17 protein-coding genes and 1 tRNA gene are annotated in these 20,146 nt (G+C 71.9%); 11 read left to right on the forward strand and 7 right to left on the reverse strand.

Going from position 1 to position 20,146, the window contains the following annotated elements; genetic code table 11:
- Positions 1-104: 104 nt before the first annotated feature.
- The 5 genes from MFF64_RS11565 (at position 105) to dksA (ending at position 5,497) form a co-directional block, all read left to right on the forward strand.
- Positions 105-1,784 (forward strand): HAMP domain-containing methyl-accepting chemotaxis protein, encoded by a 1,680-nt coding sequence (locus tag MFF64_RS11565; RefSeq protein ID WP_165795492.1) that lies wholly within the window; start codon positions 105-107, stop codon positions 1,782-1,784.
- Between the two features lie 232 nt (positions 1,785-2,016).
- The gene (locus tag MFF64_RS11570) at positions 2,017-2,391 is read left to right on the forward strand and encodes a type II toxin-antitoxin system HicB family antitoxin (RefSeq protein WP_099898834.1); all 375 of its coding nucleotides are present in this window, start codon (positions 2,017-2,019) and stop codon (positions 2,389-2,391) included.
- 105 nt (positions 2,392-2,496) lie between these two features.
- The gene (locus MFF64_RS11575; RefSeq protein ID WP_099898832.1) at positions 2,497-3,873 is read left to right on the forward strand and encodes an MBOAT family O-acyltransferase; all 1,377 of its coding nucleotides are present in this window, start codon (positions 2,497-2,499) and stop codon (positions 3,871-3,873) included.
- Between the two features lie 13 nt (positions 3,874-3,886).
- A complete protein-coding gene (locus MFF64_RS11580) occupies positions 3,887-4,918 on the forward strand; it encodes a hypothetical protein (RefSeq protein ID WP_238190848.1) in 1,032 nt (343 codons plus the stop codon).
- A 159-nt stretch (positions 4,919-5,077) separates the two neighbouring features.
- On the forward strand, positions 5,078-5,497 hold the full coding sequence (gene dksA / locus MFF64_RS11585) for an RNA polymerase-binding protein DksA (RefSeq protein ID WP_048436190.1): 420 nt from the start codon (positions 5,078-5,080) through the stop codon (positions 5,495-5,497).
- Positions 5,498-5,657: 160 nt separating this feature from the next.
- On the opposite strand, the gene flgH is transcribed toward dksA, so the two are convergent.
- The 4 genes from flgH to flgF are packed head-to-tail and all read right to left on the reverse strand — an operon-like array spanning position 5,658 to position 9,035.
- The gene (gene flgH, locus MFF64_RS11590; RefSeq protein WP_099898828.1) at positions 5,658-6,395 is read right to left on the reverse strand and encodes a flagellar basal body L-ring protein FlgH; all 738 of its coding nucleotides are present in this window, start codon (positions 6,393-6,395) and stop codon (positions 5,658-5,660) included.
- A gap of 12 nt (positions 6,396-6,407) precedes the next feature.
- The gene (gene flgA, locus MFF64_RS11595; protein WP_099898826.1) at positions 6,408-7,472 is read right to left on the reverse strand and encodes a flagellar basal body P-ring formation chaperone FlgA; all 1,065 of its coding nucleotides are present in this window, start codon (positions 7,470-7,472) and stop codon (positions 6,408-6,410) included.
- An 8-nt stretch (positions 7,473-7,480) separates the two neighbouring features.
- On the reverse strand, positions 7,481-8,272 hold the full coding sequence (gene flgG / locus MFF64_RS11600; RefSeq protein WP_099898824.1) for a flagellar basal-body rod protein FlgG: 792 nt from the start codon (positions 8,270-8,272) through the stop codon (positions 7,481-7,483).
- Positions 8,273-8,288: 16 nt separating this feature from the next.
- Positions 8,289-9,035 carry a flagellar basal-body rod protein FlgF gene (gene flgF / locus MFF64_RS11605; protein WP_099898822.1) on the reverse strand — a complete coding sequence of 249 codons (747 nt, stop codon included), beginning with the start codon at positions 9,033-9,035 and terminating at the stop codon, positions 8,289-8,291.
- A gap of 277 nt (positions 9,036-9,312) precedes the next feature.
- On the opposite strand from flgF, the gene fliL reads away from it, so the two are divergent.
- From fliL to MFF64_RS11630, 5 genes are all read left to right on the forward strand, one after another.
- On the forward strand, positions 9,313-9,828 hold the full coding sequence (gene fliL, locus MFF64_RS11610) for a flagellar basal body-associated protein FliL (protein ID WP_099898820.1): 516 nt from the start codon (positions 9,313-9,315) through the stop codon (positions 9,826-9,828).
- Positions 9,829-9,856: 28 nt separating this feature from the next.
- Positions 9,857-11,071, forward strand: a complete 1,215-nt coding sequence (fliM, locus tag MFF64_RS11615; RefSeq protein WP_099898818.1) for a flagellar motor switch protein FliM — start codon at positions 9,857-9,859, stop codon at positions 11,069-11,071.
- A gap of 39 nt (positions 11,072-11,110) precedes the next feature.
- Entirely contained in the window at positions 11,111-11,698 is a 588-nt protein-coding gene (locus tag MFF64_RS11620; protein ID WP_099898816.1) for a DUF6468 domain-containing protein, read from the forward strand.
- Entirely contained in the window at positions 11,695-12,735 is a 1,041-nt protein-coding gene (locus MFF64_RS11625; RefSeq protein WP_309296446.1) for a MotE family protein, read from the forward strand. The genes MFF64_RS11620 and MFF64_RS11625 overlap by 4 nt, the downstream gene beginning before the upstream one ends.
- Positions 12,736-12,961: 226 nt before the next feature.
- Positions 12,962-16,360, forward strand: coding sequence for a hypothetical protein (locus tag MFF64_RS11630; RefSeq protein WP_238190850.1), 3,399 nt, complete (start codon positions 12,962-12,964; stop codon positions 16,358-16,360).
- 25 nt (positions 16,361-16,385) lie between these two features.
- On the opposite strand, the gene MFF64_RS11635 is transcribed toward MFF64_RS11630, so the two are convergent.
- The 3 genes from MFF64_RS11635 to MFF64_RS11645 form a co-directional block, all read right to left on the reverse strand.
- Positions 16,386-17,057, reverse strand: coding sequence for a glutathione S-transferase family protein (locus tag MFF64_RS11635; RefSeq protein ID WP_099898814.1), 672 nt, complete (start codon positions 17,055-17,057; stop codon positions 16,386-16,388).
- Between the two features lie 106 nt (positions 17,058-17,163).
- Positions 17,164-17,364 carry a hypothetical protein gene (locus MFF64_RS11640; RefSeq protein ID WP_099898812.1) on the reverse strand — a complete coding sequence of 67 codons (201 nt, stop codon included), beginning with the start codon at positions 17,362-17,364 and terminating at the stop codon, positions 17,164-17,166.
- Between the two features lie 176 nt (positions 17,365-17,540).
- Positions 17,541-17,625, reverse strand: a tRNA-Leu gene (locus tag MFF64_RS11645).
- A gap of 842 nt (positions 17,626-18,467) precedes the next feature.
- Between MFF64_RS11645 and MFF64_RS11650 the strand changes: the two genes are divergently transcribed.
- Positions 18,468-20,078 carry an ABC transporter substrate-binding protein gene (locus MFF64_RS11650; protein WP_099901550.1) on the forward strand — a complete coding sequence of 537 codons (1,611 nt, stop codon included), beginning with the start codon at positions 18,468-18,470 and terminating at the stop codon, positions 20,076-20,078.
- Positions 20,079-20,146 lie beyond the last annotated feature (68 nt).

Raw genomic sequence — 20,146 nt, forward strand, 5'->3', positions numbered from 1 at the left:
GATCAACGACATGTGCCGTGACTTCGGTGGGCCGCGCGAAATTTAGATCTTTCTTTAAATTGCAGCGATCATATCGGGCTGCCCCACTGCCGGAGCCCGACGCGATGCCCGCCCTCACGACCATCCGCGGGAGGCTGATTGCGCTTCTCCTGATCCTGGCCGGGCTGATCGCCTTGGCGCTCGGGGGCGGAGCGTGGGGTGTCGCAGCGATGCGCGATGCCGTCGAGCACATCTATAGCGGCCGCGTCGTCCCCTTGCGCGACCTGAAGTCGGTCGCCGATCTCTATGCCGTCAACATCGTCGACACGTCGCACAAGACCCGCGGCGGCAGCCTGACCTGGGTCGCGGGTCTGCGAAACGTCGAGCAGGCCCTGGCGCAGGTGACCGTCCACTGGTCGGCCTACAAGGACAAGGCGATGAGCCCGCGCGAGGCCGGGATAGCGCGGGACGTCGAGGGCGCCATGGAGCGGGCGAAGCCCGCCATCGCCCGGCTGGTCGGCCTCCTGCGCGGCGAGGATGCGCCCGGCCTCGCCGCCTTCATCACCCGCGACCTCTACCCGGCGATCGACCCGATCTCCGAGGCGGTCGGCAACTTGGTCGAACTGCAGCTCGACGAGGCCCGGGACGGCGAGGCGGCGGCCGACGGCCTCTACCGCCTGCTCGCCTGGACCCTCGGCGGGGTGGTGCTGGTGGCCCTGCTCGCCCTCGCGGTCGCGGGCCGGATCGTGCTCGCCGGCGTCTCGACGCCGCTCACCCGCATCACCGGCCAGATGCGGGCCCTGTCGGACGGCGACCTGACGGTCGCGGTGACCGACCGCGACAAGCGCGACGAGATCGGCACGCTCGCCCGCGCCCTGCAGGTGTTCAAGGACGCCCTGACCGCCAAGCGCGAGGCGGACCGCGCCGCCGCTCTCGAGGCCGGCGCGAAGATGCGCCGCGCCGAGCACCTCGACGGCCTGACCCGCGCCTTCGAGGCCCGCGTGATGGCGCTCAGCCGCGGCGTCGGCACGGCGGCGTCCGGCATGGAGGCGGCGGCCGGCACCATGGCGGCCACCGCGGAGGCGACCACGGGGCAATCCGTGACCGTCGCGGCGGTCGCCGAGCAGACCTCCGCCAACGTGCAGACGGTGGCGAGCGCGGCGGACGAGCTCGCCGCCTCGGTCCAGGAGATCGCCGCCCAGGTCGGCCTCTCCGCCCGGATGGCGGTCGCGGCCCGGGACGAGACGCGGCGCACCGACGCGGTGGTGCAGGATCTGGCTTCCGGCGTCCGGGCGATCGGCGACGTCGTCGGGCTGATCTCCGGCATCGCCGGGCAGACCAATCTCCTGGCGCTGAACGCCACGATCGAGGCGGCGCGGGCCGGCGAGGCGGGGCGCGGCTTCGCGGTCGTCGCCGCGGAGGTCAAGGCGCTCGCCGAGCAGACCACGCGGGCCACCGAGGAGATCGCCCGCCAGATCGGCGCGATCCAGGTCGGCACCGGCGGGGCGGTCGAGGCCATCGCGGCGATCGGCCGGCGCATCGGCGAGATGGACACCATCGCGGCCAGTGTCGCCGCCGCGATGGAGGAGCAGGGCGCCGCGACCCGGGAGATCGCCCGCAACGTGCAGCAGGCCTCCCACGGCACCCACGCGGTGACGGAAGCCATCGCCACGGTGCGCGACGGCGCCGGCGAGACCGGCCACGCGGCCGCTCAGGTCCTCGGCGCGGCGCAGGCGATGTCCCGTTCCGCCGAGGAGCTGCAGCGGGAGGTGGTCGGGTTCCTTGGCGATGTCCGGGCGGCGTGAGCACGACCGCGGTCACGTGAAAGCCTGCTTGATTTTCCCCCGACCGAAGCGAACCCTCGTTGTCATTCCGGACGCCGCTGCGCGGCCCCGGAATGACTCGGAGGATTTGAATCCGGTCTGCGAAATCGGGTCTGTTCGACGACCAGGCCGCCTCTGGGGACGCCCGCTGGGTTTTCTCCTGGTCCGGCATGGTTGTGGAGGAAGCACCCGGGGACGCGACAGGAGGAAACCGATGGCCCACCTCGTCGTGCCGGTCCACGAAGAGAACGGCGCCGACGGCGCCGGCTTCCCGGATTGTCCAAGCGCCACCACCGTCGCGTCGGATCTCGATACGCTCTCCGTGAGGGCCGCCGGGATGCTGGCGTTCCACGCCGCCGGGATGGCCGAGGACGGGGACGCGCTGCCGCCTCCGCGCAGCGTGAGCGAAAGGCGGGACGATCCGGCATCTCGCGAGAATTCCGCCGACGCGATCATCGGGTTGATCGACGTCGATCGTCCCGGCAAGGCCGTCCGGGTCAACCTCTCGGTCGAGGAGAGCATCCTGCGCCGGATCGACCGGGCCGCCGCCAAGGCGCGCCTGGCCGGGGGCTCGGCCTCCGGCCGTTGACGCCTCACCCCCGCTCCCCCACAACGGCGCCCGCTTGAAGACGGGCGGCCTTGATGTCGCCGCGAGACCTGCGTCACCCCGAAGACCCGCGTCACCCCGGCCGCGATGCTGTTCAATTCCTTCCCGTTCCTCCTCGGCTTCCTGCCGGTCGCGCTGATCCTTCACGCCGTCGTGGCCGTGCACCGGCCGGGCTGGCGGCTGCCGCTGCTGGTCGGGCTGTCGCTCGTCTTCTACGGCTGGTGGGACCCCCGTTTCGTGCCGCTGCTCGTCGCCTCGATCGGTCTGAACTGGCTCGTCGCGCGCTGGTTCGGGCGGAGCCGAGCGGCCCTGCTGATCCCGCTCGCCATCGCGGCGAATCTCGCGGTGCTGGCGCTGTTCAAGTATGCGGGGTTCCTGGCCGGCCTCGCATCCGTCCTGCCGGGGCTCCACGACCTGCCGCGGCCGAGCCTCGCCCTGCCGCTCGGCATCTCGTTCTTCACCTTCCACCACGTGATGTACCTGACCGACCTGCGCGCCGGCCGGGCGCCGCAGATGGACCTGACGCGCTACGCCCTCTACATCGCGTTCTGGCCCCAGGTGCTCGCCGGGCCGCTGGTGCGCTGGAGCGAGATCCTCCACCAGTTCGACGAGAAGCCCTATGCCCGGCCGGACGCGGCCGAGCGGATCGGCCGCGGGCTGATGCTGCTGTGCATCGGGCTCGCCAAGAAGGTGTTCCTCGGCGATCCGCTCGCGGCCTACGCCAACCCGGTGTTCCAGGCCGCCGCCGAGGGCAAGGTGGTGAGCGTGGCCGAGGCCTGGCAGGGCACGCTCGCCTTCACGTTCCAGATCTACTTCGACTTCTCGGGCTACACCGACATGGCGCTGGGTCTCGCGCTGCTGTTCGGGATCGTGCTGCCGCAGAATTTCGACGTGCCCTACCGCGCCACCTCCCTGCGGGAATTCTGGCGTCGCTGGCACATGACCCTGTCGCGCTTCCTGCGCGACTACCTCTACATCCCGTTCGGCGGCAACCGTCGCGGCCTGTCGGTGCAGCTCGCCGCGCTCTTCGCCACCATGACGCTCGGCGGCCTGTGGCACGGCGCCGGCCTCACCTTCGTCGCCTGGGGGGCGGCGCACGGCGCCGGCCTCGGCGCCGGCACCCTGTGGCGCCGGGCGGGCCTGCCGATGCCGGCCCTTCTCGGCTGGGCCCTCACCTTCGCCTTCGTGGCGCTGACCTGGGTGCTGTTTCGCGCCACCAGCTTCGAGGCGGCCGTGGCGGTGTTCAAGGGGCTGTTCGGCCTCGCGCCCGTCAGCCACGGCTTCAAGTGGCGCGCCTTCGTGCCCGCCGCCCTGGTGGCGCTCGTCGGCCCGACCGCCTGGGCGGCGGTCCACCGCCTATCGCCGCGGCCGGCACTGGCCATCGCCTTCGCGGTGCTCCTCGTCGCGGTGCTGCTGCGCATCGGCGACGACGCCAATTACGAGTTCATCTACTTCCAGTTCTGAGGGGGCCGATCCGATGCGCGCTGACCCTCCCGCGTCGACCGAAGCCGCGTGGCGTCTCTTCTCCCTCCGCCTCGTCGTCGCGGCGGCCCTGCTGCTCGCCGGGTATCTCGCCCTCGCGCTCGCGGTCGATCCCTACGACACCGGCCGGCCCCGGCTCCTCGACCGCGACGGCGTGCGCCCGCAGGGGCCGCGCACCGCCGCGGCGAGCCGGGGGCGCGACCCGGCCTTCGCGGCGGCGATCATCGGCAACTCGCACATCCAGCTCGTGGCGCCGGCGCGCCTGCGGGACGCCACCGGACTCCCGTTCGTCCAGCTCTCGGTGCCGGGCACCGGCCCGGGCGAGCAGCTCCTCGTCGCCGGGTACTTCCTGCGCCACCACCCGCAGGCGCGCGCGCTGGTGATCGGGGCCGACGCATTCTGGTGCACCGGCGATCCCGCGCTGCCGCCGCTGCGGCCCTTCCCGACCTGGCTCCTCGCCGAGGACTGGGCGGACTACCTGCGCGGCCTCCTGCGCATCACCGTCGTCGGGGAGGTCGTCAACCGCATCGGCTGGGCGATGCGCGCCGCGCCGCGCCGCGCCGCGCCGGACGGCTACTGGGATTACGAGCCGGATTACCTCCGCCTCGGCGATCCCGACATGCCGGAGCGGGTCGCTTCCCGCGCGCGGCAGGCCCCGGCCGATCCCGATCCGGGGGAGGGCGGCCCCGATTTCCCCGCCGCCGCCCGCCTGCGCGCCCTGGCGGAGCGCTTGACCCCGGGCACGGCCCTGGTCCTGGTCTTCCCCCCGGTCTTCGCCGCGACGCAGCCCCGCCCCGGCACGCCCCGGGCAGCCGCCGCGGGAGCCTGCCGCGCCGCCCTCGCGGCGGCGGTCGCCCCGCGCGGCCGCGTCGTCGACTGGTCCGGCGACCGGCCCGAGCTGCATGATTCGACCTTGTTCTTCGATGGCAGCCACTACCGCCAGCCGCTCGCCCGCCGCCTCGAGGCCGACATCGTCGCCGCCCTGCGGGACGGGGGGACTGCCGGTGGAGATGCTCCACGACCGTGACACGATTGCAGCAGAAAGCCGCCGTCCCCTGGTCCGGTCCTTGCGTGTCGCGGAGGGACATTGTGATGTCGTGCAGCCTCTATTATAGGGCTGCGCCAAGTGGGCTGCGGCCATGACGTCGGCTGCGGTCAGGACAACATCGGTTTTCCGAGGGGCGCGATGGCGAAGATCGTGATCGAGGAGGGCTACGCCCCCAATGACGCCGAGCCCTTCATGAACGAGCGTCAGCGGGAGTATTTCCGGCGCAAGCTCCAAGGTTGGAAGCAAGACATTCTGCGCGAGGCCCAGGATACCCTGGTGGCGCTGCAGAGCGAGAACGAGAACCACCCCGACCTGACCGACCGCGCCTCGTCCGAGACCGATCGGGCGATCGAATTGCGCGCGCGCGACCGGCAGCGCAAGCTGATCGCCAAGATCGATTCGGCGCTGGCCCGGATCGAGGACGGCTCCTACGGCTATTGTGAGGAGACCGGCGAGCCGATCTCGCTCAAGCGCCTGGAAGCCCGCCCGATCGCGACGCTGTCGCTGGAGGCCCAGGAGCGCCACGAGCGCCGGGAGCGGGTGTACCGGGACGATTGAGGGCCTTCGGCGCGACGCCGTTTCCTATCCGCACAAAATAACGAGAGCGGCCCCGGCGGGAGTGCCGGGGCCGCGCCGCGTCCGGGCGGCTCAAGGGGGGAGCGTGCCGCCCGGTGCGGGATCCGTTGGCGAGACCGTTCGGTGCGAACGGTCCCGTCCCCTAGAACGGCAGCACGATGTCCAGGAACTGCTGGCCGTAGCGCGGCTGCTGCACGTCGGTGATCTGGCCGCGGCCGCCATAGGCGATGCGGGCCTGGGCGATCTTGCTCGAATCGATGGTGTTGTCGGACTCGATGTCCTCCGGCCGCACCACGCCGCCGACGATCAGCTCGCGCACCTCGAAGTTGATGCGGATCTCCTGGCGGCCTTCCAGCACCAGGTTGCCGTTCGGCAGCACCTGCGTGACGATCGCCGCCACGCTGGTGGTCACCGTCTCGGCGCGCTGAACCGAGCCGGCGCCGTCGTTGCTGGTGACGGCCTCGGCGGTCAGCAGCTTCGAGGGATCCGCGCCGGCCAGCAGCTTCGTCTTCGTCTCCAGTCCGAAGGCGTTCGGCAGCCCGAACGATTCGTTGCTGGAGCGCGAGCGCTTGGTCTCGTTGTTCAGGTTCGCCTTGTCGGTGACGTTGATCTTCACCGTGACGAGGTCGCCGACCTTGGCGGCGCGCTGATCCTTGAAGAAGGCGCGCGAGCCGGTGCGCCACAGCGAGTTCGAGGCGTAGGACACCGGTTGGATGTCCGGCATCGGCAACCGCACCGGGCGGTAGCCTGCTTGCGCGGTCGGGTCCTCGATCGCCGAGAGGGCCGGCGTCGCGCCGATATTCGTGAGCCGGTCGGCGGTGTTGCAGCCGGCGAGCAGCGCGCCCGAGAGGCAGAGGACGGCGAGGCGGGAGACGGTCATCTCAAGTCCTCCTCACGGCCGGGCCGAGGCGAGCCGGGCGGGGGCGGCCGGGGCCGCCATCACCGGCGCGATCGGCGCCACGGTGACGCGGCCAGGGCCGATCACGGTGGCCTGGATCACCTTCTTGGAGACCGGGTTGATCACCCCGATCACCGCCCCGAGGGGGCCGCCCTCGCGGGCCTGGCCGCGCAGGGCCAGGGCCACGCCGGGGGTCTCGTACACGATGGTCACCGCCTCGCCGCGGGCGACGAGGTCCGGCCGGCTCAGCTCGCCGGCGCGGAGCGCCGTGCCGGCGCCGAGGGGCTTCTGCGCCACCTGGCCGATGAAGGCCGCCGCATCCGCCGCGCTGTCGGCCGGCAGGCCCTCGCGCGGGCGGCGCTCGACCGCGATGTCGGGGGCCGACAGCGTCTCGCCCCGGTTGATCGCCCGGGTCAGCACCGCGACGTCGGCCATCTCGACCACCTGGCCGGCGACCCGGAGCGAGGCCTGGCGCTCGCCCACCACCACCAGGGCGGAGACCCGGCGGCTGCGGGGATCGTAGGTCACCTCCTGGGCGGTCACCGTGGCGACCAGGTCCGGCGGCACGGTGAGCACCGGCGGCTCGCCCTCGAAGGCGATCGTGACGAAGCCGGATTCGAGGCCGCGGACCTTGGCGAGCGCCGCCTTCACGGCGCCCTCGATCTCCGGCGCTGCGATGCGGCGGGCCGCCCGCTGCACCGAGATCTGGAGCCGGCCGCCGCTCTCCGGCGCGTCGAGCCCGAGCCCGGCCGCCGCCTCGACGATGCGCCGCACCTGGATCGTGCCGGAGGTGCCGAGCGCCGGCGCCCGGAACAGCGCCTTCTGGGCCAAAGCCGGCGGTGCGCCGGCGACGAGGTCGCCCAGCGTGATGACGTCGCGCTCGGCGGTGATGTCGCCCTTGAGCGCGAGGCGATGGGCGTCGGCGGCGAGCACCGGCAGGGTGAGGAGGCCGAGCGCCAGCAGGGTGAGGGCCGTGCGCGAGAGGATGCCGGGCCCGAGCAGCACGCGGCGGGCCTCCTGCACGCCGGGAGCGTGGACGGCGGGAGCGGAGTCGATCATCGGGGTGCTCATCCGCGGAACATCTGCGAGGTGGTGGAGAGCATCTGGTCGGCGGCGGTCACGACCTTCGAGTTCATCTCGTAGGCGCGCTGCGCGGCGATCAGCGAGGAGATCTCCGAGACCGCGTTGACGTTGGCCTCCTCGAGGTAGCTCTGCTGCAGGTTGCCGAACCCGTCGGTGCCGGGATTGCCGGTGATCGGCGGGCCCGAGGCCAGGGTCTCGACGAACAGGTTGTCGCCGATCGATTCCAGGCCGACCTTGTTGACGAACCGGGCCATCTGGATCTGGCCGAGGTTCTGCGGTGCGGTCTGGCCGGGGATCGTCGCCTGCACGATGCCCGAGGCGCTGATCGTGACGCTGGTGGCGTTGTTCGGCACCGTGATGTTCGGGTTCATCAGGTAGCCTTCGCGGGTGACGATCTGGCCTTGCGAATCGAGGTCGAACGAGCCGTCCCGGGTATAGGAGGTGCGCCCGTCCGGCATGGTGACCTGGAAGAAGCCCTCGCCGCGCACCGCGATGTCGTAGGTCTTCTCGGTCGAGGTCAGGGTGCCCTGCGACATCACCCGGGCGGTCGAGGTGGTCTTCACGCCCGAGCCGAGGGCGAGGCCCGCCGGCAGCTGGTTGTTCTGGTCCGAGGTCGCGGTGCCGGCCCGGCGCAGGTTCTGGTAGAGCAGATCCTGGAAATGCGCCTGCTGGCGCTTGTAGCCGGTGGTGCGCAGGTTCGCGATGTTGTTCGAGATGACCTGGACGTTGAGTTCCTGGGCCGCCATGCCGGTGGCGGCGGCGTAGAGCGCGCGCATCGTCTATGGCTCCCGTTTACGCGTTGCCGACGTCGGCGAGGCGTTGGATCGCCTGGCCGCGCATCGAATCGAGCCGCGAGACCGTGTCGGAGACGAGCTGGTAGACCCGGCTCACCTCCAGCATCCGGGTCATCGCGAGCACCGGGCGGACGTTCGAGCGCTCGAGCGAGCCGGGCTCGATCCGCCCCTGGGGGCCGGCCGGCTGGGCGGGGGTGTTCGACGAATAGAGGTTGGCGCCGGCATTCGTCAGGCCTTGCGGATCGGCGAAGGTGACGAGGCGCAACTTGCCGCGGGTGCCCTGGTTGGTCGAGACCGTGCCGTCCGGCCCGATCGCCAGTCCGGTCTCCTGCTGGCCGATCTGGATCGGCCCGCCGTCGCCGAGCACGGCGTATCCGTCGCTCGTCACGATCTGGCCCTGCGCGTTCATCTCGAAGGCGCCGTTGCGGGTGTAGCGCTCGCCCTGCGGCGTCTGCACCGCGAAGAAGGCCTCGCCGCGGATCGCCGCGTTGAGCGGGTTGCCGGTGGGCTCGATCGGCCCCTGGGTCAGATCGAGGGGCGTCGCGGCGTCGATGACGTAGGACAGCTTGCGGTCGGAGCGCTGGAAGGTCTCCGCGCTCGCCTTCGGCATCAGGTATTCCTGGAAGCGCGTCGAGCGCGCCTTGAAGCCCGTCGTGGTGACGTTGGCCATGTTGTTGGCGATGACCTCGAGCTCGCGGCCCAAGGCCATCTGGGACGACAGCCCGATCAACTGAGCATTCTGCACCGGCTACTCCCCGACGATGCGTGGTGGCGGGCCACCCCGCTCCCCAGCGGCGGACCCGGACGGATGATCGCAGGGGCCGTGCCAGGCCGGGGCGCGGGGATTTCCGCTGTTATGGCAAATGCTTGGTTAATCGCGAGCGTGGGCCGGACCGGTCGTTCCGTGCCGACCCGGCAGGATCGACCGGGCAGAAATTGCCGCCTTAACGCGGCGTTAACCGTCTTCGCACAATCTGCGGTCACAGTCCGGTGACGGATTTTCAAGGGTTGGACGGCGGGCGATGGCCAAGAAGCCGAAGAAGGCCCCGGCGCCTGAGGCCGAGGGTGAAGGCGAGGAGGGGGCGGTCCCCGCCGGCAAGAGCAGGAAGAAGGCGATCATCATCGGCGCCGCGATCCTGCTGCTGGCCGCCGGCGGAGGTGGCGGCTTCATGGTGATGCGCAGCCGCGCGGCCCATGCCGAGAAGTCGGCCGCCGAGCAGAAGCTGCCGGTGGCGTTCATGGACGTCCGCGAGATGACCATGAACCTGATGCCCGAGCCCGGGCAGACCCAGCCGCGCTTCGTGCGCCTGAAGGTCGCCCTGGAGGTGCGGGATGCCAAGGTGGCCTCCGAGATCCAGCCGCTGATGCCGCGGGTCGAGGACACCTTCCAGGTCTTCGTGCGCGATCTGCGCGTCGGCGACTTCGAGGCCGCCGGCGGCACCTACCGCCTGCGCGAGGAGCTGCTGCGCCGGGTCAATGTGGCGGTCTACCCCGCCAAGGTCGACGCGGTGCTCTTCAAGGACTTCATCATCCAATAACGATCCTCGAGCGGGATTTGGTGCTTCCGTGGCCGGACCTGACGACACCATCGACGACGACGACTGGGCCGCGGCCCTGATGGAGCAGGGCGGGGGCGGCGACGCCTCGCTCGCCGAGGAATGGGGCGCGGCGCTGGCGGAGCAGGGCACCGCCACCCAGGGCAGCGACATGGCGGCCGAATGGGCCAACATGATCGACGAGGGCGAGACCGAGAATCTCCCCGAGCTCGCCGGCAACGACCGCATCCTGAACCAGGAGGAGATCGACCAGGTCCTCGGCTTCTCGCTGCGGGAGCTCTCGGCCTCTGGCGCGGGCGGCATCCGGGCCATCGTCGATTCGGGCGTCGTCTCGTACGAGCGCCTGCCGATGCTCGAGATCGTCTTCGACCGGATGATCCGGTTGCTGTCGACCTCGTTGCGCAACTTCTTTCAGGACAACGTCGAGGTCACCCTCGACAACATCACCTCGGTGCGCTTCGGCGACTACCTGAACGCGATCCCGCTGCCGACCCTGCTCGGCGTCTTCCGGGCCGAGGCCTGGGAGAATTCGGGGCTGGTGACGGTCGAGTCGAACCTCGCCTACTCGACCCTCGACCTGCTGCTCGGCGGCAAGCGCGGCGGCTCGAGCATCCGCCTCGACGGGCGGCCGTTCACGCCGATCGAGATGCAGCTGGTGCGGCGGATGGTCGAGATCATCCTGACCGACCTCGAGGCCTCGTTCCAGCCGCTCTCGCCGGTGCGCTTCCTCATCGACCGGATCGAGACCAACCCGCGCTTCGCCACCATCACCCGGCCGGCCAATGCGGCGATTCTGATCGACCTCAAGCTCGACATGGAAGGCCGGGGCGGGCTGCTCCAGATCCTGTTCCCCTACGCGGCGATCGAGCCGATCCGTGACCTGCTCCTGCAGAGCTTCATGGGCGAGAAGCTCGGCCGCGACCACATCTGGGAAAGCCACCTCGCCACCGAGATCTTCCAGGCCGACGTCGCGGTCGAGGCAGTCCTGCACGAGATGTCGCTGCCCTTGCGCCGTGTGCTGTCGCTGGAGGTCGGCGACACCATCATGTTCGACGCCAAGCCCGCTGACCTCATCACCCTGCGCTGCGGCGACTGGGCGATGACGCAGGGGCGGATCGGCCGCCTCGAAGACAGCATCGCCGTGCAGGTGACTCGTCCCCTGCGCCGCGCCCGCACCACCCTCGCGGCCTTCGAGGCCTCGATGCAGAACCGCAAGGACGGTTAAGCCCGTGATGTCTCCCTTCTCCCGCAGCGAGGCCGTCCCGTGAGCCTGATCGTCAGCATCCTGGCCGACCTGCTGGTGGCGGTCCTGCTCGTCGCCTGCATCGCCACCTCGGTCGGCCTCGGCCGCCGCATCACCCGCCTCAAGGGTGACGAGACGGCGATGCGCCAGACCATCGGCGACCTGATGGTGGCGACCGAGTCCGCCGAGCGGGCGATCCTCGGCCTGCGCTCCACGCTTGCCGAGTGCGACCGGACGCTCGCCGAGCGCCTGCGCCTGGCCGAGCGCACCAACGCCGACCTCGCCGCCCAGCTCCAGGCCGGCGACGAGGTGCTCTCGCGCATCGGTCGCATCGTCGCCCAGGCCCGGGCGGCGGTGCCCGGCGAGGCGGCGACCCAGCCCGCCTTCGCCCAGCCCGCTTTCGCGCAAGCCGCCTTCGCTCAAGCGCCCGTCTCGCCGCAGGCCGAGGCCGCACCGGCTTACGCCCCCGCCGCACCGGCCGCCCCCGTTCCGCCGCCCGCGCCCGAGCCACGGCCGGTCTCCACCGGCGAGCGCCTCGGCGCCGCCGCCGCCGCCGCTCGCGCCCTCAGCGAGCGGGCCCTGAGCCGCCTGCAGGCCCAGGCCGCATGACCCTCGCGCTGCTCCTGCGCCGCTTCGCCGGGCTGCCGCCGACGGACGGCCCGGCCGGCAGCCAACCCGCCGCCGGTACCGCGACGCCCGCCGCCGCGTCCGGGGCTGGGGCGCCCAACGCTGCGGTGCCCAAGGCGGCTCCGTTCAAGGCCGCAGCATCCAAGACTGCGACAGCAAAGCCCGCGGGAGCCGGCACCTCCGATCCTGCCGCGGCGAAGACCGCTGGCACGTTGCCCGCCACGGTCCCGCAGGCGCCGGTCTCCGTCGCCGTGCTGGTGCAGCGGGTGCTGGCCAATCCGGTCTGGCGCGGGCCGACGATCCGCCTGCGTCTCGTCGACGCCGTGGCGGTGGCAGCCGCAGGGCTCCTGCTGCTGAAGGTCCTCGCCCTCCTCGAGGCCGGGCCGTCCACCGGGGCCCGCTTCGCCGAGTTCCTCGTCAATGCCCGCGCCAGCTACGAACCCCTCGACCCGACGATCACCGGGTCGGTCTCGCCGAAGGAGGCCCCGAAGGAGCCGGCGGCAAGCCCCCCGACGGAGCCGTACCGGCCGGCCGCCGAGCCGGCTTCGTCCTCCGAGCGGGCGATCCTCGAGAAGCTCGGCGCCCGGCGCGACGCCCTGCAGCAGCGCTCGCGCGACCTCGAGACCCGCGAGCAGCTGATCGAGAATGCCGAGCGCAAGCTCGAGACCCGCATCAACGACCTCAAGACCCTGGAGCAGAAGGGCGACGACGCGGCGGCCAAGCGGGCTGAAGCCGAGGCCGCGGGGCTCAAGTCCCTGGTGACGATGTACGAGACGATGAAGCCCAAGGAGGCCGCCCGGGTCTTCGACCGGCTGAAGCTCGACGTGCTGGTGCCGGTGGTGGTCGGCATGAACCCGCGCAAGATGGCCGAGGTGCTGGCGGTGATGCAGCCCGAGGCGGCCGAGCGCCTGACCGTGGCGCTCGCCCAGCGCGCCCGCGGCGCCGGCGGGCCGAAAGCCGCTTCCGCCGCCCCGGGCCTGCCGCCCGGCGAGCTGCCGGCGATCGACGGGGTGCGCTGAGCCCTGTCGCGAACCCGCCGCGCCTTCGCGATCGAAGGCGCACGGCAAGAGGGCGGGGCAAGGGCGCGGGGCAAGGGCGAGAGGCAAGCCAGGACGCGTGCCGGCGCTCGTGCGCCGGCCTCCTGGATGCCGGGAACTGGGCACAGGGAAACCTGGCACCCGGAATTAAGCCGTCATTAGCCCTGTGGCGGCATGGTGCCGGCTCGGGGTTATCGGGCGGATCGCGATGAGTTCGACGGGCAGGAGCCGCCGCGCTGCGGCGCTGATCGCGCTGGCGGCGCTGGCCGCCGGGGCGGGCGCGGCCGACGCGGCGCAGCTCGTGGCGATTCAGGGCAGCGAGCAGAAGAATTTCGGGCGCATCGCGCTCACCTTCGACCACGGCGTGAAGGTGACCGCGAAGGTCACCGGCGGCGTGCTGGTGGTGGGCTTCCGCGAGCCGGTGACCGGCCAGCGCGAGCGCCTGGCCGCCGAGATGCCGGCCTACGTGGCGCAGGTCCGCCGCGATCCGGACGGTTCCGGCCTGCGGGTCGCGCTCCAGGCCTCCTACAAGGTCAACGTGCTGGAGGCGGGCGAGCGGGTCTTCATCGACCTGATGCCCGAGGGCTGGACCGGTATGCCGCCGGGCCTGCCGCCGGAGGTGCTGGCCGACCTCAACCGCCGGGCCGAGGAGCTCAGCGAGCGCCTGCGCCGCGAGGCCGCCCGGGGGGCCCGGCGCACGACGCCGCTGCGCCTCGAAGTGGCGCATCTGCCGACCCTGACCCGGCTCTCGGTCCGCCTGCCGCAGGAGGCGGAGGTGGGCCTGGAGCGCGCCGGCTCCGAGATACGCCTGCGCATTCCCGGCACCTACACGCTGGAGGCCACGGAGGCCCGCGCCGCCCTGCGGCCGGCCGCGACGGCGCTCGCCGCCGAGGCCGGCACGGACGCGGCCCGCCTGACCCTGACGCTCGCCGAGGGCTACGCCGCGGAGGGCTACCGCGAGGACGATTCCTACGTCCTCGACCTCGTCAAGCCGGCGGCCAAGAAGCTGGACGACCAGAAGCCGGACGACAGGAGGCCGGCGGCCGGGATGCTCGATCCACCCCCGGCCGCCGCTGCCCGGGCCGAGCCTCCCCCCCAGACCGAACCTCGCCCCCAGAGCGAGGCGCGCCCGCAGGCCGAGGCGCCCGCGCCCGCCCCGGCGGAGCCGCCCGCGCCCACGGGCCCGGTCCAGGCCCGGATCGTCCGAGCCGGGCAGGGCCTGCGGATCGCCTTCCCGTTCGCGGCCCGACCGCCGGCGGCCCTGTTCGAGCGCGGCGGGATCGCCACCCTGGTCTTCGAGAGCACCGCCCCCGTTACCTTGCCGGCCTTGCCGGCGGGGGCGCCGGCGAGCGTCGCCGAGGGGCCGCGGGCGGAGGGCGCGTTCACGGTTCTGCGCCTGCGCCTCGATTCGGGCGTGCTCGCCCAGCTCGCGGCGGGGGAGGGGCAGGGCTGGGACCTGGTGCTCGGCGACGGCAGCCTGCCGGGGGGCGATGTCCTGGCGGCGCAGCGCAGCGCCGACCCCACCGGCAAGCCCGCGGTGGCGGTGCCGCTGGCCCGTCCCGGCGGCGCAGTGTGGCTGGAGCGCGACGGCGAGCGCATCGCCGTGGTGACGGCCCGCGGCCCGCGCATCGCCGGGCTGCCGAAGCGCGGCCGCTTCGTCGAGTTCGAGCTGCTGCCGAGCCGCCAGGGCGTGGCCGTGCTGGCGGCGGCGGACGACCTCGCGGTGCGCCCCGGCCTCAACGAGGTGACGGTCACCCGCCCTGGCGGTTTGTCGGTCTCGGCCACGGTGGTCGAGGCGCCGGAGGCCGGGGCCCAATCCGCCGCTGCCCTGCTGGTGCAGCCTGAGCGCTGGCGCGAGGACCAGCGCGGCGACGTGCGCGCGCGCATCCGCACGGCGCAAGCCGCGGCCGCCGCGGCCGAGCGGCCGGCCCGCTCCGCTGCGCGCCTCGACCTCGTCCGGGTGCTCCTCGCCAACGACTTCGCTGCCGAGGCCGCCGGGGTGCTGGCCCTGACGGTCCGGGAGGACCCGTCGATGGCGGCCTCGCGGCCGGTCCGGCTCCTCTCGGCCATCGCCGCCCTGCGCATGGGCCAGGACGCGCGGGCGGCCGGTTTCCTCACCCCCGATGGCAAGCAGGCGCTGGACCCCGAGCTGCGGCTGTGGCGCGGGGTCGTCGATGGGCGCGGCCGGCGCAGCGCCGCGGCGATTGCGGCCTTCAAGGCCGGCCTGCCGGTGATCGAGGCTTATCCGGACGACCTGCAGATCGTGCTCTACCTCGCGGCGGTGGAGGCCGCCCTCGACGCCAAGGACCCGGCCTTCGCCCAGCGTGCGCTCACCGCCGTCGCGCCCCTCGCCGATGCCCCGTTCGCCCGCGACCGGCTGGCCTTCCTCAAGGCGCGCTTCGCGGAGGCGATCGGCCAGGACGGCGAGGCCCGCCGTACTTATCAGCAGCTCGCCGAGACCGGCGCGCCCGCGGTCGCCGCCGAGGCGACCCTGCGTTCGGTCGATCTCGGGCGGGCCACCGGCACGATGACGCCGGAGGCGGCGATCGACCGTCTCGAGCGCCTGACCCTGACCTGGCACGGCGAGGCGGAGGCGGAGGGCCTGGCCCGGCTCGGCCGGCTCTATGCCGGGACCGGCCGCTGGCGCGACGCCTTCGTGACCGCCCGCAAGGCCAACCGGCTCTTCCCCGACCACCCGGCCACCCGTGGCTTGCACGACGACACGGTGGCTGTGTTCTCGGCCCTGTTCCTGTCGGACCGTGGCGCCAGCCTGGGCAAGATCGAGGCCCTGGCGCTGTTCTACGACTTCAAGGAGTTCACGCCGGTCGGCCGCCAGGGCGACGAGATCGTGCGCCGTCTCGCAGACCGCCTCGTCGCCCTCGACCTCCTCGACGCCGCCGGCGACCTGCTGCAGCACCAGGTCGACAACCGCCTCACCGGCGCGGCGCGAGCGAGCGTGGCGGCGCGGCTGGCGACCGTCCGGCTGATGGAGGGCGAGCCGCTGAAGGCCCTCAAGGTGTTGCAGAATACCCGCCTGCCGGAACTGCCGGCGCAGATTCGCGACGCGCGCCTGCTGCTCGAGGCTCGGGCCCTCTCCGACCTCTCGCGCACCGACCTCGCCCTCGAACTGCTCGACGGCAACACGAGCCCGGAGGCGGCGCATCTGCGCGGCGACATCCTGTGGAGCGCGCGGCGCTGGCGCGAGGCCGGGGAGGCGCACGAGGCGCTGCTCGGTACCCGCTGGCGCGATCCCGGACCCCTGACCGATGCCGAGCGCGGCGACGTGATGCGGGCGGTGATCGGCTACGCCCTGGCCGAGGATCCGTTGAGCCTCGACCGACTGCGCACGAAATTCACCCCGAAGATGGCCGAGAGCCCGGACGCCCGCACCTTCGGCCTCGTCGCCGCGCCGAACGCCTCCGGCACCGCGGCCTTCCGCAGCCTCGTGCGCCAAGCGACCAGCGCCGAGACGCTGACCGATTTCCTGCGCGCCTACCGAGCCCGCTATCCCGAGAGCGCTGCGCCGGAGCGGCCGAAGCAGAGCCCGGACGGGGCTCCGGCCCCGGCGCCCGAGGCCCGCGGTGCCGGTGGCCCGTCGCCCGGCTGAGGCGAGGACACGATCCCTTCCGGCGCTACCGGCCACCGCCTTCGTCTCGCGGCCGGTCGAAGCGGGGCAGCCGCCGGCCGGGCAGGAGGTCGTAGGGGGACCGCCAGCCGGGCAGGGCCGCGATCCGTCCCAGCCAGGCATGGATCGCGGGATGACTCGTCGCCAGGTCGTAGCCGGTCTCGTCGGCCGGGTAGGAGAGGTAGGCGCAGAGGGACAGGTCGGCCACGCTCGCGCGATCGCCGATGACGAAGGCGCGGTGCTCGACCTGCCCCGCGAGGATACCGAGGAAGTCGTCGACCCGTGTCCGCAAGTAGGTCAGCACCGCCGGATCGGCTCCACGGCTGAAAGTGCGCATGAAGCGGTAGGTGGCCATGTGGGCGGACAGTTTCTGATTGTCCCAGAACAGCCAGCGCAGCACCTCGAACCGCTCGGCCTCGCCATCACCGCAAAGGCGGCCGTAGCGGCCGCCCAAGCGCAGCAGGATCGGGCCGGTCTGCGTCAGGCTCTCGCCGTCATCCTCCAGCACCGGGATCTCGCCCATGGGATTGACCGTTCGCCGCCATTCGGGCGTCCAGGTCACCCGCGCGCCGAAATCGGTCCAGACCGGATCGAACATCTCGCCGCACAGGGTCAGCATCAGCGCCAGCTTGTAGCTGTTGCCGGATTCCGGGAAGTAGTGAAGACGATAACGGCTCACGGGCGGTGCTCTCCGCGTCGGACGAGCCGAGATCTAACATGGGCGTCGTCCGTCCGGGCGACGGCGCGAGCGGGTCCCTCGCGCGGTCACGCAGCCGGGATCCGGATCAGACCTCGCCCTCGCCCGCCGGGGCGGGCCGGGGTCGCGGCGCGTCGCCGGTCGTGGTGGTACCGGGATCGAGGGCGTCGGGCTTGCGCGCGGCGTCGTGGTCGGCCGGCGTGACCCCGACCCTGGCGGCGGCCTCGTCCTCGTCGCTGCGGGTCAGGTGCGGGCGGGCGGTGAGCAGGTCGTCGCGGCTGCCGGGCATTGGCGTCTCCTCCGGTTGGCGCAGCCCAACGCGGGTCGGCCCGGACCGGTTCGACGTTCCGCACACGGTCGAGCGCTTTGCGCGATCGAGCCGACGCTTCGAACATTGAGGCTGGCCTTGCGGCTCGATCGGCTCGTACCCTGCTCGGGACCGGCATCAACACCATCGAGGGGTGTTGGTGCCCAGGAGAGGACTCGAACCTCCACGGCTTGCACCACTGGTACCTGAAACCAGCGCGTCTACCAATTCCGCCACCTGGGCCCGAAGCACTGCTTGGCAGCGCCGCGGTGACAGTCGTTTAGAGGGCGGCGGCGGCGGCGTCAACGGTGTTTGAGCGTCGGTTCAGGAGAGGAGGGAGCCGTTTTGACGTCGCGTCCAGCCGGAAGCGGTGCCAGATCGGAATTGAATCGGTGCGACCGGCGAGAGGTCGCAGAGGCTCCCGCGCCCCTCGTCGTCTCGCAGTCTTGATGGCCTAATGCCGTAGAGGCACGTGGCCGGCCCGGGCCGATTGTCTCCGATCCGACGCCCGCGTTCGTCTATGCTTGGCCGTGGACCGTCTCTCGTCTGCCTGGATGCGGACGCGACCTCCCCCTCGACTGCACGAAGACCCGTCCCGCGCGAGCGTTGGCGGAACCGGACATGCGGGCTGCCGTCGAGGCGCGGGGCGGTAATTCCCCGCACAAATTTTGCCGGGACCGCATATTCGCAATTTTGTGCCGTCCCCCTCCGTCGTTTCGGTGCAAATCGCGATGCCGATCCGCCACACTCCTCCCATTGAGAACCGGGCCGGGCATCGATCCTCCAGAGGGTGGCGGGGACGAGGCGCCGGACAGGATCGGATGGTACGGGTTTTGCCCCATCCGCGGAATCGTCACCCGCCGCCGCCCGGACCGTCGGCGGCGTCGGACGGCCCTCCGGGCGCGGAGCGGCACGGTACCTTGAGCGCCATGGCCCGCGAGATCGGACGTCGCCCGTGTCACGGGCCCACGACCGGTCCGCCTGCGCCCTCGTCACGACCGTCGTCGCGGGATGCGGCCCGCGTCGACCCGCTTCCCCCAAACCCCGCGCCGACGACGGATCACCGTCGCACCAGGAGAATTGCAATGAGCGACACGGTTGCCAACTGGACTCCCGGCGACGACGCGATGGTGGAGAACGCCATCCGGCACGGCGCGGACCGGCGGGAATTACTGCGGATGATGCTGGCGGGCGGCGTCGCCCTCTCGGCCGGCACCGCGATCCTCGGCCGCGCCGGCGCGGCCCTCGCCGCCGAGCCGGTCAAGGGCGGCCACCTCAAGGTCGCCGGCTTCTCGGCTTCGACCGCCGACACGCTCGATCCGGCCAAGGCCTCCAACGCCACCGACTACACCCGCTGCTGCAGCCTCTACAACCGGCTGACCTTCATCGACGGCGCCGGCAAGGTCACGATGGAGCTGGCCGACAGCGTCGAGAGCACCGACGCCAAGACCTGGACCGTCCGCTTGCGCAAGGGCGTCACATTCCACGACGGGAAGAGCCTGACGGCCAAGGACGTCGTCTTCTCGCTGAAGCGCCACCTCGACCCGGCCGTGGGCTCGAAGGTCGCCACCCTCGCCAAGCAGTTCGCCGACGTGACGGCCGCCGACGACCTGACGGCCACGATCACGCTCGCCGCCGCCAACGCCGACCTGCCGACGATCCTGGCGCTGCACCACTTCATGATCGTGGCCGACGGCACTACCAACTTCTCCAAGGGCAACGGCACCGGGGCCTTCGTCCTGAAGGAGTTCAATCCGGGCGTCCGATCGATCGTCGCCCGCAACACCAACTACTGGAAGGCGAAAGGTCCCTACTTCGACAGTTTCGAGTATTTCGCGATCGGGGACGAGTCGGCGCGCCTCAACGCGGTGCTGTCGGGCGACATCCATGTCGGCGCCAACCTCAACCCGCGCTCGCTGCGCATCATCGAGGGCAACCCGGCGATCGCCCCCTTCATCAGCAAGCTCGGCACCTATACCGACCTCAACCTGCGCCTCGACCTAGCGCCGGGCGACAAGGCCGGGGTCGTCGAGGGCTTCAAGTACCTCGTCAATCGTCAGGTGATCCAGAAGGCGGTCCTGCGCGGCCTCGCCGAGATCGCCAACGACCAGCCGATCCCGTCCTGGAACCCCTACTTCAATGCCGAGCTCAAGCAGCGCGAGTTCGATCCGGAGCGGGCCAAGTCCCTGTTCCAGAAGGCCGGCATCCTCGGCCAGGAGGTCCGCGTCGTCGCCTCGGACGCCGCCAGCAGCTCGGCCGACTACGCCGCCGTGCTCCAGCAGGCGGCCGGCAAGATCGGCCTGAACATCGTGATCGACCGCGTCCCCTCGGACGGCTACTGGTCGAACCACTGGCTCAAGGACGCGGTCGGCTTCGGCAACATCAACGCCCGCCCGACACCGGACATCCTGTTCTCGCTGTTCTACCAGTCGACCGCGCCGTGGAACGAGAGCCGGTACAAGTCGGAGAAGTTCGACGCGATGCTGCTGGAGGCCCGCGGCCTCCTCGACCAGGCCAAGCGCAAGCAGATCTACGGCGAGATGCAGGCCATGGTCGCCAACGAGGCCGGCACCATCATCCCGGTGTTCCAGTCGAACCTCGACGGCGTCTCGCCCAAGCTGAAGGGGCTGGTCGCCAACCCGCTCGGCGGCATGATGGGCTTCGCCCTGCCGGAATACGCCTGGTTCGGAGCCTGAGCGACGTCCGCCAGCGGCCCCGGGGATGATGCCGATGCGCCCCCCGGGCCGCCCTCGTTCCCGCCGTA

Source organism: Methylobacterium frigidaeris (genome assembly GCF_022179185.1).
GTDB lineage: Bacteria > Pseudomonadota > Alphaproteobacteria > Rhizobiales > Beijerinckiaceae > Methylobacterium > Methylobacterium frigidaeris.

Coding starts and splice junctions, on each gene's coding strand:
- flgH (WP_099898828.1), bottom strand. CDS start 6,395: ATGACCGTCTCCCGCCTCGCCGTCCTCTGCCTCTCGGGCGCGCTGCTC.
- flgG (WP_099898824.1), bottom strand. CDS start 8,272: ATGCGCGCGCTCTACGCCGCCGCCACCGGCATGGCGGCCCAGGAACTC.
- MFF64_RS11570 (WP_099898834.1), top strand. CDS start 2,017: ATGGCCCACCTCGTCGTGCCGGTCCACGAAGAGAACGGCGCCGACGGC.
- dksA (WP_048436190.1), top strand. CDS start 5,078: ATGGCGAAGATCGTGATCGAGGAGGGCTACGCCCCCAATGACGCCGAG.
- fliL (WP_099898820.1), top strand. CDS start 9,313: ATGGCCAAGAAGCCGAAGAAGGCCCCGGCGCCTGAGGCCGAGGGTGAA.
- MFF64_RS11640 (WP_099898812.1), bottom strand. CDS start 17,364: ATGCCCGGCAGCCGCGACGACCTGCTCACCGCCCGCCCGCACCTGACC.
- MFF64_RS11580 (WP_238190848.1), top strand. CDS start 3,887: ATGCGCGCTGACCCTCCCGCGTCGACCGAAGCCGCGTGGCGTCTCTTC.
- flgA (WP_099898826.1), bottom strand. CDS start 7,472: ATGATCGACTCCGCTCCCGCCGTCCACGCTCCCGGCGTGCAGGAGGCC.
- MFF64_RS11625 (WP_309296446.1), top strand. CDS start 11,695: ATGACCCTCGCGCTGCTCCTGCGCCGCTTCGCCGGGCTGCCGCCGACG.
- MFF64_RS11650 (WP_099901550.1), top strand. CDS start 18,468: ATGAGCGACACGGTTGCCAACTGGACTCCCGGCGACGACGCGATGGTG.
- MFF64_RS11565 (WP_165795492.1), top strand. CDS start 105: ATGCCCGCCCTCACGACCATCCGCGGGAGGCTGATTGCGCTTCTCCTG.
- MFF64_RS11575 (WP_099898832.1), top strand. CDS start 2,497: ATGCTGTTCAATTCCTTCCCGTTCCTCCTCGGCTTCCTGCCGGTCGCG.
- MFF64_RS11630 (WP_238190850.1), top strand. CDS start 12,962: ATGAGTTCGACGGGCAGGAGCCGCCGCGCTGCGGCGCTGATCGCGCTG.